General features: G+C 58.3%; 11 protein-coding genes. 2 read left to right on the forward strand and 9 right to left on the reverse strand.

All coding sequences use genetic code 11. The features are described from left to right. Positions 1-281 precede the first annotated feature (281 nt). On the forward strand, positions 282-1,310 hold the full coding sequence (locus HPC62_RS17750; RefSeq protein ID WP_172357797.1) for a glycosyltransferase family 2 protein: 1,029 nt from the start codon (positions 282-284) through the stop codon (positions 1,308-1,310). Between the two features lie 117 nt (positions 1,311-1,427). Here the strand turns inward: HPC62_RS17750 and HPC62_RS17755 are convergent, their stop codons facing one another. From HPC62_RS17755 to HPC62_RS17790, 8 genes are all read right to left on the reverse strand, one after another. Next, positions 1,428-2,519 carry an AI-2E family transporter gene (locus HPC62_RS17755; protein ID WP_225910571.1) on the reverse strand — a complete coding sequence of 364 codons (1,092 nt, stop codon included), beginning with the start codon at positions 2,517-2,519 and terminating at the stop codon, positions 1,428-1,430. Positions 2,520-2,558: 39 nt separating this feature from the next. Beyond that, positions 2,559-4,556 carry an alpha/beta hydrolase gene (locus HPC62_RS17760; protein WP_172357802.1) on the reverse strand — a complete coding sequence of 666 codons (1,998 nt, stop codon included), beginning with the start codon at positions 4,554-4,556 and terminating at the stop codon, positions 2,559-2,561. 233 nt (positions 4,557-4,789) lie between these two features. Further along, entirely contained in the window at positions 4,790-5,608 is an 819-nt protein-coding gene (locus HPC62_RS17765; RefSeq protein ID WP_172357804.1) for an acyl-CoA desaturase, read from the reverse strand. Between the two features lie 637 nt (positions 5,609-6,245). Next, positions 6,246-6,893: a hypothetical protein gene (locus HPC62_RS17770; protein WP_172357806.1), complete on the reverse strand. Its 648-nt coding sequence runs from the start codon at positions 6,891-6,893 to the stop codon at positions 6,246-6,248. A 441-nt stretch (positions 6,894-7,334) separates the two neighbouring features. Continuing rightward, entirely contained in the window at positions 7,335-8,690 is a 1,356-nt protein-coding gene (locus HPC62_RS17775; RefSeq protein ID WP_172357808.1) for a S8 family serine peptidase, read from the reverse strand. A 35-nt stretch (positions 8,691-8,725) separates the two neighbouring features. After that, a complete protein-coding gene (locus tag HPC62_RS17780) occupies positions 8,726-8,878 on the reverse strand; it encodes a hypothetical protein (protein ID WP_172357810.1) in 153 nt (50 codons plus the stop codon). A gap of 276 nt (positions 8,879-9,154) precedes the next feature. Beyond that, complete coding sequence (locus HPC62_RS17785; RefSeq protein WP_172359022.1) at positions 9,155-9,622, reverse strand: ABA4-like family protein; 468 nt, start codon at positions 9,620-9,622, stop codon at positions 9,155-9,157. 69 nt (positions 9,623-9,691) lie between these two features. Continuing rightward, on the reverse strand, positions 9,692-11,062 hold the full coding sequence (locus tag HPC62_RS17790) for a (Fe-S)-binding protein (protein ID WP_172357812.1): 1,371 nt from the start codon (positions 11,060-11,062) through the stop codon (positions 9,692-9,694). Positions 11,063-11,406: 344 nt separating this feature from the next. Here HPC62_RS17790 and HPC62_RS17795 point away from each other — a divergent pair, with 344 nt between their 5' ends. Next, positions 11,407-12,981, forward strand: coding sequence for an FAD-dependent oxidoreductase (locus HPC62_RS17795; RefSeq protein ID WP_172357814.1), 1,575 nt, complete (start codon positions 11,407-11,409; stop codon positions 12,979-12,981). Positions 12,982-13,090: 109 nt separating this feature from the next. On the opposite strand, the gene HPC62_RS17800 is transcribed toward HPC62_RS17795, so the two are convergent. Continuing rightward, complete coding sequence (locus HPC62_RS17800; protein WP_172357816.1) at positions 13,091-15,430, reverse strand: S8 family serine peptidase; 2,340 nt, start codon at positions 15,428-15,430, stop codon at positions 13,091-13,093. Positions 15,431-15,521: the final 91 nt, after the last annotated feature.

Consider the following 15,521-nt stretch of genomic DNA (forward strand, 5'->3'; position numbering starts at 1 on the left):
AACCCTCACCCTACAGCCCTCTCTCAAAGCGGGAGAGGGACTTCCAATCCGGCTCTCCTTCTCCTGCTCTGGGAGAAGGGGCTGGGGGATGAGGGCAAACTTGCAGCCCTGGGATGCGCCCGTTCAAAGCCGACTCACAAAAGCCTTATCACAATTGCTTGAGAGTCGTCTCTTCACTTTGTCAGTTGAAAGTGAGATCTAGATTCCAAAGTGGTTCGTAGACCCATTCGCAACCCGATTCGCCACTCTATTCACACCCACCTCACACCCACGTCACGCCCATGATCGGACAGTCGAGGTCGTCACAATCCGGAGGTTCTCGATGCAGCGATTTCCCCAAATATTCCATCGTGGTGCCTGTGTACAACGAAGAGGCGAATATTCCAGAGCTATATCGCCGCGTCAGCCGGGTTATGGAGTCGCTGGATGGAGACGCAGAGCTAATTTTGATTGATGACGGCAGCGGCGATCGCACGCTATCCATGCTGCGCGACCTGCACCAGCAAGACCCCCGCGTGCGCTACCTCAGCTTTGCGCGAAACTTTGGGCATCAGACAGCAGTGACGGCGGGGCTGCACTTTGCACGGGGCAAAGCAGTGGTGACGATGGATGCCGACTTGCAAGATCCGCCGGAGCTAATTTTGCAACTGGTGGAACGGTGGCAGGAAGGCTATCAGGTGGTCTACGCCCAGCGGACTCGCCGCAAACAGGAAGGTCTGCTTAAGCGCGGGCTGGCCTACGGCTTTTATCGCATTTTGCGGAAGCTGGCGGATGTGGACATTCCCACGGACACGGGCGACTTTTGCCTGATGGATCGCGCAGTGGTGAATTTGCTGAATCGGATGCCAGAGCGCAACCGCTACATTCGCGGACTCCGCGCCTGGGTGGGCTTTCGGCAGACAGCGGTGCTGTTTGACCGCGACCCCCGGTTTGCGGGCGAGGTGAAGTATACCTTTCGCAAGTCGCTGGCGCTGGCGATCAACGGGCTGGTGTCGTTTTCGATTATTCCCCTGCGGCTTTCGACCTATATGGGCATGGCGGCGGCGGCGATCGCCCTGCTGATGATGGGGCTGGTGGTCTACTGGCGCTTGTTTGAACCCAACTCACGGCTAACGGGCTTTGCTACGATTGCGATCGCTGTCTTTTTTCTGGGCGCAGTGCAGTTGATTTGCATTGGCATTCTCGGCGAATATATCGGGCGCATCTACGAAGACGTGCGCGGCCGCCCGCTCTACACCCTGGCCGAGGCAGGTGGCTTCGAGGATTTGCCCCATCCCCAATCCTTCTCGCACGGGGTTTCGGAGCCGTAATCCTCTAATCTGCAACGATTGCGCGAGGCAGCCATTGCGTTAATTGTTGAATTGTTGGTTGAATTGTTGCACTGGCTATTTCGCTAATTGTGCTAACTGCGTCAACTTTTGCGCTAGCTATTGCGCCACATCTACGGGCTGATTTTCTGAGGCAGCCGAGCTAGCCAGCAGCGCCTCCAGCAGGTTGCCCCGATTGGTGCGAACCGTGTCCACCGTTGCCTTGATGAAGCCTGCAATCGGCACTGCCACCAGCAGCCCCAGCACACCGCCCACCTTCAGCCCGATATCCAGCGAAATCAGCATCCACACAGGGTTTAGCCCCGTCAACTCGCCCACAATGCGCGGGCCGATCAGGTTTTCGCAAATCTGGATAATCACCGCGCCGACGATCAGCACTTTTACACCCAGCCAAAAGTTTTGCAGCGCCAGCAGGGAACTGACGATCACCAGCGTCGTGCTGCCGCCAAAGGGAATCAGGCTGGCCGCACCGATGCCCAGGCCAAATAGCTCTGCCAGGGGAATTCGCAAAATCAGCATTGCCGCCGTTTGCGACAGACCCATGATGGTGGCTAGCGTCGCCTGTCCCACAATGAAGCGCTCAAAGTTTTGCGGTAGCGACTGCCGAATGCGATCGCCCCAGGGCGACGGCAGCCAGCCCAAAATTCCCGCCCAAAGCTGTTCGCCCCGCAGCACCAGGAAAATCGTGAACACCACCGTCAGGAAGATATTCACAATGCTGCCAATGGCGCTAAAGACCAGACTGATGACCTGCGTGGTGAGCGATCGCAGCACGCCCGTCAGCCGCTCGATCTGCTGATTCAGCGTCGTACTTAGGTCTACCGGAATCTGTTGCTCAATGGCCCAGGCTTCCAGCGATTTCAACTGCTGCTGGCCAGACTTCAGCCATTCTGGCAGGCGGGTGAGCAACTCGTTCGACTGGCGCAAAATCAGCGGCACGATAAACACCAGCAGCACGCTCAGCACAATCAGGAACAGCAGAAACACGACTCCGACGGCAATGCTGCGCCGCACACCGCGCTGCTGCAAAAAGCGGATGGGATAGTCCAGCAAGAAAGAAACGAGCGTTGCGGCAATCAGGGTGCTGATTAGCGGCTGGAGCCACTGGGCAAACAGCAGCAGCAGCCAAGCGTTGAGAAACACGACGGGGAAAATCAGCCCAATCGTAAAAATGCGGGGTAATCGACTCAACGACTCAAGCATGAGGGACGCAGTGGCAAAAACCAGAAGTTAGGGCGCTTCTGATGATCCTATCGCGATGTCGCTCTGTTCGTCCGACTCGACGACGCTTGTGTCGATGTCCACGCTGCCCGGTGTGGGAATGGCGCGATAGAGAAACCGAATCGTGTCGCGCTCATCAAAGCGATCCAGTTCGTGGCGGACATCTTCTTCGCTGGGCGCAGTGACTTGCATCAAAAAAGGCAGCAGCTTGAACGTGGGCGTATAGGTGAAAAAGTAGCCGCCATGCACGTCGATGCGCCCTGTTAGATAGAAGAACGTGTTAATCGCATCGATGGGAATCGCGGTGAATGGGTTGAGCTCCAGGGCAACCGCGTTCACGCCCTTCATCTTGGAGCAGTCCAGGTAGCTGAAATTTTCAAACAGGTCATAGGCAGACGTGGGACGCACCGCCTGACGAGTCAAAATTGCGCCGCGAATCAGCAAAATCTTAAGCTGCTCTCGGCGGCGCTTGCGGCGGGGCGTTTTTTGGATTTCTTTCTCTGGGTTGGGCGGCAAAAACACGTTTCCCAGGCGCAGACCTGACATTTCCACGCTGGGTTCGCTAAACCAGTTGCCCAGGGTGGAGAGATAGCGCAACACAATGTCGCGATCGCTCGACATTAGGTAAATCTGCTCGCAGCGGCGAATGGCAGAGCGGACGTAGTTGTTTCGCCCTTCCCGCAGCAGCTCCAGGGGAATATCGGGCGAGGCCAGAATCAGCTTGCCCAGCTTGAGGCAGTCGCCCAGTCCATCGTCATTGGATTCCTGGTCATCTTTGCCAAAGCGATCCGACAACACCCGCAGCACGTTCACCAGCACCAGCCCGCCCATGCTGTGGCCAATCAGGTTCACCAGCTTGCGGCTGCGCTTGAGGGCCAGTTGAACCCGCTCGTCGCGCTCCGGCAGCCCCATGTCTTGAAGCATGAGCCGCTTCAGCGATTTATCCAGCCGCCAGAAAAATTCCGCGAGATCCGGTGCGCCATAGTGAATCGCCCGGTAGCGATCGCGCTGATAGACCACCGACCGCAACAGCATCAGCAGCGACAGCCACAGGAAAAAGACCCCAGCGGCGATCGCCAGATGCCACTGCGGCCCCACATCCCGTACAAGGTCAATCTTCTCTGCCAGTTCCGTGAGGCCAATCAGCACCACGCTGGGAATAAAGCTGAGCAGCAGCAGGCTCCCCAGAAATTTCATTAAAATTTCCAGATTGCTCATAGAGTCCCGGATCAGCCCCCGGTTAAACACGGGCTGTTCGCTGGGCCAGTGATAGCCGATGTAGAGATGCTCTTCGCCCAGCGTGTCGGTGGGTTCCCCGCCGGGTTTGGGTTTGGCAAAGAGGTAGTTGGCTTCGTCTGAAAGAAACTTGTAGAAGCCACCCGCCGGGTTGGCGTAGCCGTGCGTCCGCAGGGTCAGGGCGCGGATGTTTCGCTGGTGAATGATTTCCGCCAGCTCATCGACATTAAACAGCGGGCGAAACAGCTTGGGGTTGGGGAGCGATCGCTCGACCGCCAGCGACACCGATGCCGTGCTGACCACCAGAAACGTATTCTGGGTACACCACTCGCCGCATTCGCCCTGCTTGCCCTCCTGCCCCAGATAGCGATACACCTCAAAGTTTCGCCCAATGGCTTTGGTAAACTCGCGGCGCTTCCAGTGGTTCAGCGTTTTGATGACGTACTCTTCGTCTACAAGCCGACAAAAGCCGGGATAGCGCTCCTGACACTGGGCCCAGTCAAAGGCTTGGGCATGGGTTTTGAGTTCGTTATGGAGCGCATCGGCGATCGCCCTGGGGTCGGCCTTTCCCTGATACACTGCGGGATCTGCGTCATACATCGGCTCGTAGGCAAGCTGCACGATTCGCGCCTTGGCCCACCAGTCCGAAAAAGGAGCCGCATTTGCCACAATGCCCCCCAGCCAGCGCTGGTCATTGGCACAGGCCTCACGCCCCGCTGACGACTCTGCCCAGCGATAGGGCAGCGCCTCCTCTAGCTGTGTTGCACCCATGAAGGTTCTCCTTCTGCGACCGTTGGTGATCCAGACCGTGGTTGATCCGGAGAGTGATCCAGAACTCGCGGCGGCTTAAAATTCCGCGCCGGGATATTCCCGAAATTTTAGAACCCTGCGTCTGGTCTGGTGCAGGAAGTTAACAAAGCCTTAGATGAGCCCCCGTAGAGGAATCACCAGAGATACACGCCAGAATCACGCCAGATTCGCGCCAGATTCATGCCAGATTTACGCTAAGCCTTGGCGCTGGGCAGCTTGACCTGAGTAGCAAGTCCCAGCTTTTGCAGCAGGGCGATCGTCGCCCAGGTGAGGTCAAGCTCCCACCAGGCCAGTCCGTGGCGGGCGGAATACTGGAAGGCGTGGTGGTTATTGTGCCAGCCTTCGCCGTAGGTCAGCAGGGCCACCCACCAGCAGTTGGTCGAGCGATCGCCCGAATCATAGCTGCGATAGCCAAAGCGGTGGGTGGCGCTGTTCACCAGCCAGGTGCAGTGATATACCACCACCAGCCGCACAAACACGCCCCAAATTACAAACGGCCAGCCCCCCAGCAGGTATAGCAACCCGCCAAACGCCACCTGAATCCAGAAGAAATGCCGCTGAAAAAATTGATAAACCGGATCGCCAGAAATATCGCGGGTGTAGCGGTCGGTTTCGGCCATGGCGGGCACATCGTAAAACATCCAGCCCATGTGGCTCCACCAAAAGCCGCGGCCAGAGTCGTGGTGGTCGCGCTCCTGATCGGAATGGACGTGGTGGTGACGGTGCAGCCCGACCCACTCCAGCGGGCCGCCCTGCATACTCAGCGTGCCAAAAAACACCAGCAGATATTCCAGCCACTTGGGCACCTGAAAGCTGCGGTGGCTAACGAGCCGATGCCAGCCCAGGGTGATGCCCAACCCGCCTGTCACCCAATGCAGAAAGACGAGAAGGGCGATCGCCCCCCAGTTAAACATTCCTGGCAACAGCGCCAGCAGCGCCCCCAAATGCACGCCCACCATAAATAGCAGGACGACGTATCGGGGCTTTTGTCGAGTTAACGGAGCAATAGTCATAAAATCCAACGAAAACTGTATAAAGGGTCAGGGGGTAAAGGGGCAGAGGTTTGGGCTGAGGAGCAGGTCACATGCGCTTGGCTGAGCCGCTAGATAGGCAATTAGCTGGGCAATTAGCTGGGCAATTAGCTGGGCAACTAGATGGGCAACTAGCTGGCAGCCCAAAATCGCCAATCTAAAATCCAAAATTGGCACAGGCGCATCCACTCCGCCCCAAGCTCATCATTTCGGGGAATGGTCGCTGGGTCAAGGAAAGCCCACCACACGCAGGAATGCTGGCGTGAAGATTGGCGCGGACTTCGGATACAAACTGGGGCGCGGACTGGGGCGCGAACTGGGGCGCGAATTAGGGCGCGGACTGGGGCGCGAATTGGAGCGCAGATAGGTACTCCAAATTGGGCGCATCCCAATTCTGCAAGTTTGCCTTCATCCCCCAGCCCTTTCTGCCTTTTTGGGAGAAAAGCAATCGGACTGGAAGTCCCTCTCCCGCTTTGAGAGAAAGATTTAGGGTGAGGGGTACAAAAGTGGGATGCACCCTCCAAATTACCTCGTGCAACGGATGCAGCAGACTGCAACCGCACAGGCAGATCGAAACGAGAAGAATCCAAGAAAGACCTGATTTTAGAGATAAACCGACTCAGCGAGAGAAGGGCAAAGGACGCGATCGCCGCACTCGCGAACCGTCAATCGTGTGGATTTCCTGGTCTTCCAAAATCGTGCGAACCCGATTGGATTGGGCCAGTGCGGGAATGCCTGCCGCGTCAATTTCGACTGGAACTGCGCCAACCGCGTCGGGAGAGGACGCAAGCAAATTGGCGTGAAAGGCTTCCAAAATGGGGCGAATTTCCTCCAGAGAGCGCTGGGCGGCGGTGCGTATGCGGGCGATCGCCGCTTGTCTTTCCTCTGGCGTTTGGCGGCGGGCTGGGGCAGGCGGCATCGGGCTACCTGGCCCTCCTCCACCCTCAGAGCGATCGGTTTCCAGCATCACCACCGCCCGAATTTTCTGCTGAGGCTTCAGATGCTCCAGCCGTGCGCCAAATTCCGGGCTGATTTTGGACAGATGCTTGGGTGAAGCAACGCGAATTTCAGGCTTAACAGGTTTAGTGTCTTTAGTCTCAATTCTAGGCTCGATTTCAGGCGCGTTTTTTCTAGCCAAACTATCTTGAACGCGATCTTGAAAACGCTCTTGAGCGCGATCGCCCTGACGATCTGTGCCATGACTGGCGCTTTCCCGACCCTCTCGATAAGCGGCATGGCAATCCCTTGCAGTCTCTGCCTGTTGCATAGGCGAAGACTCCAGAGAACTTAGAGAACCTATATCGCGACTCAACCAGCCGTCCGTATCTCGCAGCGCGTCTGCCATAGCTTAGCCAACCTCAAGCTCACCTTGGAAACGGAGACAATGATCTGCAACCCAAGTGTGTTCCTTCAGCCTATCCGAAAACTCAAAGCAATGACAGAAACTTCAGAAAACTCTGCCAAGCGCAGTATGACGCAAGACAGAAGGTTCCGCAAGGCAGCGCATCCAGCAAATTAACCTTCCCACTGCGTAAGTCTATGAAACTCCTGTGAAAGTCCTATCAAGACAGGACTTACGCACTTGCGATAAGCTCTTTGGGTTTTGGATAATTTCTCCCAGGCGCAGCCCGCGAGAAATTATCCAACTGCGTAAGTCTATGAAAGTCCTATGAAGAATTGAAGAACTGAAGTTTTGGCTAGAAATTTGCTAAGAATTCAGCGCTTCGAGCGCTTCTAGCGGCTGAATCAGCCCATAGCCCCAGCGATTGTCGGGACGATATTTGTCGCCATCGGGATGTTTGGCGGTCTGGCAGAGGGCTTCTAGGATTGCGGTCGTGGGTACGTCGGGCTTGGCGGCCATCAGCAGGGCGATCGCCCCAGAAACGTGTGGCGTAGCCATCGAAGTACCATCCATCACGGCGTACTCGTGCCCTTCCGATTCGCCCTCCGGCGGAATGCAAGAATACACATTGCAGCCAGGGGCAACGATATCGGGCTTCGTCACCAGTTGATGGTTGGGGTCGGGATAGACCAGACTGGCTCCGCTGCTGAAAAAGGCGACATCGGCTCGGTTGCGAGACATGCGACCCACCGCGCCGACCGCAAAGGCGCTGTAGGCATTCCCTGGAGAACAAGAATTGCCGTGGTTGCTGTTGCCAATCGCCACCACCGAGGCAATCCCATACTGCTGCATCAGTTCCTCAAAAATCAGCCCAAATCGGGGGTCGTAGTAACTGAACCCCAGGGACATATTGATCACCTGCGCTCCGTTTTCCACCGCCCACACGAGGCCGCGCACCAGGGCGATCGTTGTGCCAGAGCCGTTCAGCACGCCGCCCACCACCAAGTCGGCCTCTGGCGCAACCCCAATGGCGAGTCCCTGCGGCGTTTGCCCCCCTGCGATCGTGCCGCAGACGTGCGTGCCGTGCTGGTCGCTGTCGAAGCTGGTCGAGGTCTTAATCGTGCGGCCGAGTGGATCGATCACCACAAACTCTTTCACGCGATCCTGAAGCGCCGGGTGTTCGCCATAAACGCCCGTATCCAGCACGGCCACGCGCACGCCCGCGCCCTTGGTGGTTTCCCACAGTTCGGGAATTTCCAGATATTGCAGACCCCAGGTTGCGCCCTGCTCTAGCTCTTGGCGATCGGGCAACTCGTAGGACACGTCCTGCGGCTGGATCAGCCTAACGCGCTGGTTGGGCAATATGGCAACCACGTTGGGATGGCGGGCCAGCATAGGTAGGGAATTGCGGGTTACCTCGACGGCTGCCACCGGCAAGGCTCCAGAGCCAATCTGGGCGATCGCCGGTTCTTCGTGGCTCTGGAAATGCTTTGCTCCCTGCGTCTGATAGCTCTCAAACAACTGCGCCTGGATTGCCTGCTGATGCTTGGCCCGCTCTTTGAGATAGCTCAGGCGCGTTTTGTTGCTTCGCAATTCCTCCAGCGTCGGCAAGTCTTCTAGCTTGGGAGATTCGTAGATGACGATTGCATCAATCTTTTCGTTGGATTTTCGCTCGGCAAGCAGCGGGTCAAAGGCAGGCGAGATCTTATCTTCGATGCTCATCGGTTATGAACCTCCCCTTCTGGTTCGCTGGTGTCCTAGTTCATCGCCCAGTGTTGTAGCAAAACTGGGCGCAGTCGGCTTTTGCAATGCATGTCCCCAATGCAAGCCCTGTCGTAATCTTCATCAGCGCGATCGCCCATCCCGGTGGTTTTACGGAGTTTTTTGGCGATCGCCCCACGCAGCATCACACGGAGCTTTCTGATACCAATATATGATATCAATTAAATCTGAATTGCGGGTTCTCTCTGCTACTTCAGTTCCGAACCGAATTCCCCAGCCCTGCCATACACCTGTATGGTAGCGATCGCCGCTCGAATCCGACCGGCGGGCCCGTCCCCCCAGTTCTGATGGCGACATTTGGTGCAAAATAGTTCCCCCGCAAAAACAAATCGGCTTCCGGCCGTTTTCTGTCAATTTCGGGAGGCCGGTCGGGTATTAATCGGAACTCAAGTTGAGGAGCCGACCTAGGTCGAGTCGGGTGAGGCGGTGGCTGCTTCCGAGGGGGTAGTTTCCGGCGATTTGCTGCGCCAGAGCCAGCTTGTGATCAGGTGCGACAGTAGCCCCATCGGCCCGGCAAACAGGCATAGCGCCAGGGAATGCACCGTCCACACGCCTGTCCGCTGTCCTTCCCAATAAATCCAGCGCCCCACAAACAAATCCATGACCAGATAATGCACCCAGCCCGTTGCGGCGATCGCCTCATTGCTAAATAGCCGCGCAATGTCCGCAAGCTGAGCGCTGGCAAAATCCTGAGCAGAGGTCGTGGTGAGGTTGCTGGCAAACAGGTATACATACAGCCCCGCCAGCGCCACAAAGGGCAGGTAGGACTGCATCACCCGGCGCGTCATGCCCCAATTGGGCAAGAAAATCATCAGCGCCCAGAAGGGCAGCACGAAGAGGTTAGCAGCGTTAAAAAGGAGTTCGAGCATGATGGGTGACGCGTGGGTGACGGGTTGGGGAGAGCCAAAAAGGGACGAGAACCGGAATGGGGGGACGCGATTTCACACCCCCACGCCGCGAATCGAGCAATCGAGCAACTGCATCGGATGCAGCACAGGAACCGACTTGCCCTGGCGTTCTAGGTGGTGGCTGATTTGCACGAAGCAGCCGATGTTGGCGGAGGCAATGACCGATGCGCCCGTGTTGAGCAGATTGGTGACTTTTTGCCGCCCCAGTTCCTCGGCCACTTCGGGTTGCAGGATGTTGTAAACGCCCGCGCTGCCGCAGCAGAGGGCCGCATCGATGGGTTCCCGAAGCTGCACGCCGGGAATTTGTCGCAAAAGCTGGCGCGGTTGCAGGCTAATCTTCTGCCCGTGCAGCATGTGGCAAGCGTCTTGATAGACCAGCGTCAGCGGGTCGTCTTGCAGGGGATGCAGCGGAGTCGTTAGCCCGACTTCGGCGAGAAATTCCTGTACGTCTTTGACGGTTTGCACAAAGGCTTGAGCGCGATCGCCATAGGCCGCATCCCCTTTCAAAATGTGCCCGTATTCCTTCAGCGTGTGCCCACAGCCAGAAGCGTTGATCAGCACAAAATCCACCTTTGCCTGCTCGAAGGTGTCAATCATCTGCCGGGCCAAGTCTTGTGCCTGCTGCTCTTGCCCCTGATGGTGCGACAGTGCGCCGCAGCAGCCCTGCGCTGGGGGAATCACTACGTCGCAGCCATTGGCCGTCAGCACGCGCACCGTTGCCTCGTTCACCTCTGGGTTAAATAACCGCTGCACACAGCCGAGAATCAGCCCGACGCGATACCGCGCCTTGCCCTGAGCAGGGACAAATTCTGGCAGGCGATCTTGAAACGCTTGGGGCGAGAGGGGCGGTAATAGTGCCTCCATTGCCGCAAGCTGGGGCGCAAGTTGGGGCAAAATGCCGAGCGATCGCACGAGTTTTTGCAAACCCGATTTTTGGTATAGCCCCACGGGCCGCATCAGCAGCCGCATTCGGCTGGGATAGGGAAACAGCGAAAAGATCAGGCGGCGCAGCAGACGCAGGGGGAGCGATCGCTCGAAGTTGCGCTCGATCTGCGGGCGCGTCGCGGCGATCAGCTTGTCATACTGCACCCCAGAGGGGCAGGTGGTGACGCAGGCCAGACATCCCAGACAGCTATCAAAATGCTGTACCGTGCTGGCCGCCAGCGGCGCATCGCCCTCATTAATCGCATCCATCAGATAGATTCGGCCGCGGGGCGAGTCGGTTTCCTTGCCGATCACCCGATAGCTGGGGCAGGTCGAGAGGCAAAACCCGCAGTGGACGCAGGCATCAATCAGCTTGGGGTCGGGCGGCTCCTGCGCGTCGAACCCCGGCAGGTCGGCCGTCGGGTCGAGGTTGCTAAAGGAGGGATTGCTAAGGGAAATGGACGGCTCAGAGGTTTGCATAGGGAAATGGGCAATGATCTGAAAAGTCAACCCCGGTTCGAGTTGCAGAGGGTTGGGCAGCGTTAATCTGGACTCATCCTCCCGGACTCATCCTCATCTCATCCTCAGTATGAGCCAACTTGAGGCAAATCAGCGTGCCGCTTGCCTTCTAAGATACAAGGGATAGGCGAAGGGGAGCCACGAACGAGATAAGCGCAATCCGCAAACCCTGATTAGCTCCTGGTACGAAAATACCTAGACCGTGGAGCCACGAACGAGATAGGCGCGATCCGCAAACACCCCCACTCAATCCCTCTTCCCTCTTCGTTCTTCGTTCTTCGTTCTTCCCTCTTCCCTCTTCCCCAATGCCCCCTCTCGACTACGACCTGATCATCCTCGGCGGCTCTCTGGCAGCGCGAGAAGCGGCGATCGCCGCACGAATGCTACAGGCGCGGGTGGCGCTGGTGGAGCCGGACGGGGCCGAGGCAGCGCTGCGGCAAGACTGGCAGCATCAGGCGTGGATACAGATTGGGCGCTTGATAGAGGGGCGATCGCGCTTGGCGCAGATGGGACTGTCGGCGTTTTCATCCCCGCCCGCGTGGGCAGCAGTGCGGCAATGGGCAGAAGTTATAGCAACCGACCTGGCAGAAGAGACCTCGCTCTCGCAGGTGGCAGCGGCGGGCGTGGATGTGGTGGTGGGGCAGGGCGAATTTTTTCGACGGCCGCATCTGGGCGTGCGGGCAGGAGAGCGGACGCTGCGATCGCGGGCGTATTTGCTGGCTCCAGGGAATCGGGTGCATCCGCTAGAGGCGGGGAACTTCAATGGGAACTTCAGTGGGATCTTCAGTGGGATCTTCAGTGGGATCTTCAACGCCACGGCCGAAATGAAGACCCTTGCCCAGACTCCGGCAGAGTTTTGGCATCCTGACCACTCTCAACTGCCTGGGCGAATTGCCGTTTGGGGAGAGGGCGCACGGGCCGTAGAGCTGGCGCAAGCGCTGCATCGACTGGGCAGCCAGGTGACGCTGCTGCTGGATTTGACCTCGAATGCTGTAAGCCACGGCGGGCTTCCTGGTGGACGGTTGACACCCGCCTCGCGAAGCCGAATTGCCTGTCTCGATGCTGACCTCCGCCGCCTGCTGCTGGCCTCGCTGGAGGCAGATGGCATCGCAATCTACCCGGCGGACACACTGACCGAGGTTCATTCCCACGCCGGAACCGTGAAGCTGGCGTTGCCGGACGGAGCGCAGACAGTGGATTGCCTGCTAAATGCAGGGGAACCTGTGCCCGACTGGGACGGACTGAACCTGGAGGCGGCAAATATTCGCCTAGACGCAGACGGGCTGCGGGTTTACCCGACGCTGCAAACCTTTAATGCGCGAATCTTTGCCTGCACCAGCCCCAGCGCCGCCCGCCAGCAGGCCCAGCTTGCCGTCCGCAATGCCGTGTTTTTACCCAATCGCCATCTGCGCCCGGAACTGCTGCCGATGGTGATTGCAACGCAGCCTGCGATCGCCAGCATCGGGCTGACCGAAGCCGAGGCCCGCGATCTTGCTCTGCAACGCTGGCGCGATTCCCACGGAACCGAGGTGGTCGTGCAAACGCTGCCGTTCAAGCTCAACCCCAAAGCGCCCATGCAGGCGGCCCCCACCGGATTCTGCAAACTCATCGCCCGCCGCAATGGCCGCATCCTTGGCATCCACCTGGCGGGGCTGGATGCGGAAGAAGCGCTGTCTACGGCGGCGATCGCCCTCCAGGAACACTGCCGCGTGCGATCGCTTGCCCAACTCCCCGTCGCCTCCCCCAGCACCGCAGAAATCTTGCGGCAAACGGCGATCGCCTGGCAGCAGCAGCGCCTCGCCCAGCAGCCCCGCCTGCAAGACTGGCTCGAAACCTGGCAAGAAATTCGGCGATCGCGCTCCCGCTGGACACAGCTTTAGCCGCTTTCCCAGCAGACACGCATAAAAATGCACCGTTGAGACACAGGCCCAGCGCCCATCTCAACGGTGACTCCATCAATCCTGGAATTTGAATCAGGGCAGAGAATCCCTAGGCAACGATGGCAAAGTCGATGCCCTCCATCCAGGGCGTACCCGCCAGCGAAGCAAACTTGCCGCCTGCGCCCAGCCCGTTGGCGCTGCCGTTTTGGTTATAGAACAGGGCACCCGTGGACTGGTTATAGACGATGAAGGCGCGGCTTCGGCCCGCAGCGCGATCGCTACTCACCACGGCAAACTCATTGGCCTTGCTAAACCCATTACCCACGCTGCTGGTTAACGCGGTAAACACGCGCTTGCTAAGGACAATCTGATCGCCTTCAAACCAGTTGAAATCAGCGATTGTATCCACGCCGAAAGTGGCTGCCGAAAAGGGACTCGTGCCGCGAAACTCGAAGCGATCGCTCCCTTCGCCGCCGTTCAGCGTGTCGTTGCCGCGCCCCCCAATGAGGCGATCGCTGCCCACATCCCCCAACAGCCGATCGGCCCCGTCGCCTCCTTCCAGGATGTCGTCGCCCTGGTTGCCTTCCAGCAGATCGCGGCCGGCCTGCCCCTTCAGGCTGTCATCACCCCGTCCGCCCCGCAGTTCGTTGTCGCGGAGGTTGCCGCGAATCTCATCATCCCCGTCGCCGCCAAAGACGTTTTCGATCAGGGTTCCGTCGGCGATCTTCAGCGTCGTACCCGCAATCAGGCTATTCGCCCCTGGGGCCAGGTCAATTTCCAGATTCGAGGTCACCGCCGCACAGTTGAGCGTGTCGGTGCCTGCGGTGTCGGTCAGCGTCGTGCGGCTAGCATCCGCGCTGAACTTGCCAAACTCGTTGGTATAGATATACGTGTCGTCCTCGCTGAGCGCGTCGCCGTAGAGCTTCAGCGTCCAGCTATTGAGAATGCCCGTATCCAGCCCAAACTCGTCGGTAATGCTCAGCGTCCAGTCGCCCACACCCGTCTCGCCCCAGTGGTGGGTACTGCTCAGGGTGAATTTGATTTCTGTATCGAAGCTAAAGGGATTGGCCACCAGCACGCTTTCGGTGCCGTCGGGCGAAGTCAGCACAATTCGCAGAGCGCCCAGATAGGTATGCTCCAGATCCAGCACCACCTCGATCTGGTCAATCTTCAGCCCCTCCGTAATCGTAATCGAGTCGCTGACCGTATCCAGGTCAAGGATCTCCAGGTCTGGCGTGCTGGTGGCGCTCACGACCTGCTCATTGTCGAAGGTACTCTGGGCCGTCCAGGTTTCCGCCAGGCGCACGGCCGCATGGGCATCCACCAGCCCAAACCCATAGTCATGGCTGACATGCAGCCCGCCGCCGTTCCAGTTCTTTGCGCCGTTAAACGACCAGCCCAAATCGGTCGCGTCGGTCTGGCGAGCCGAGTAGGCCAGAATTTCCTGCACATCCCGATAGCCCAGGGACGAGTTGGCTTGCAGCATCAGCGCCACCACCCCGCTGACGATGGGGGCAGAGGCAGAGGTGCCGCCAAAGTTGCTAGTGTAGTCGCCGGGGTCGTCTCCTGACCGCCCCGATAGGTCAGTGGTAACAATACCGTCGTCAAATTCCCCACCGGGCACAGACACCAGCAGGTTGGCTCCTGGCGAACTGTAGAAGGTGTATTCCCCGAAGTGGTTGATCGCCCCAACGGCAATCGTGAAGCGAGAGTTTTCTAGGTTGTGATAGTTGGCGTTGTCGCCAAAACCGCGCCCGTTTCCGCCCGCAAACACGACCACCGTTCCCAACCCGCCGCGCCCGTTTTCGGCAGCGTTTTGCAGCGCATTGCCAAAGCCTTCGTAGGCAGGGGTAAAGAAATTGTCATAGAACGGGAAGACGTAGCCCCAGCTATTGTTCACCACGTCAAAGTTGGCGGCTCGGTACAGCGCCGCTGTGGCCTGGGCAATGAAATCTGACTCGTCGAGCGTCCAAAAATCGAGCCGCAGCGCCGAAATACTGGCCTCTGGCGCAACACCCACCCCACCAACCGCGTTGGCAGAAGCGGCGATCAGCCCTGCTACCGAGGTTCCGTGAGAGTCAAATATAGATCCAGGCGCGGGGTCGCCGTTGTTTTCGGCGGCATCCAGTTCCAAATCGCTGTTGTAATTCACGAACAGGTCGTCGTGGATGTATTCCACACCGTCGTCGATGATGCCGACGTTCACACCCGCGCCTGTGTAGTCTTCCCAGACGTTTGCGATATTAATGTCGATTCCGGCCAAGCCGCCAGTTTGTCCGGTGTTAACCAGGTGCCATTGGTCAGAAAAGAGCGGGTCGAGTGGCGGATTGCTGAGGAGACTTGCGGTATTGAATGGAGCAGACGGAACAGACGGAGCAGGCTGAACTTTGCGGAGCTGAAATGGGCGGAGCGGAGTCGTCGATCCAGAGGGGGCAGTGGACTTAGACATGGGTATAGACCAGGTAATAGATGCGGTGAATCAGGTTTGTCCGTATCGTCAAACTAGCCTGGAGCCTTGCCAGAAGAGATTCTGCGAGATT

Origin of the sequence: Thermoleptolyngbya sichuanensis A183 (genome assembly GCF_013177315.1) — a bacterium.
GTDB lineage: Bacteria > Cyanobacteriota > Cyanobacteriia > Elainellales > Elainellaceae > Thermoleptolyngbya > Thermoleptolyngbya sichuanensis.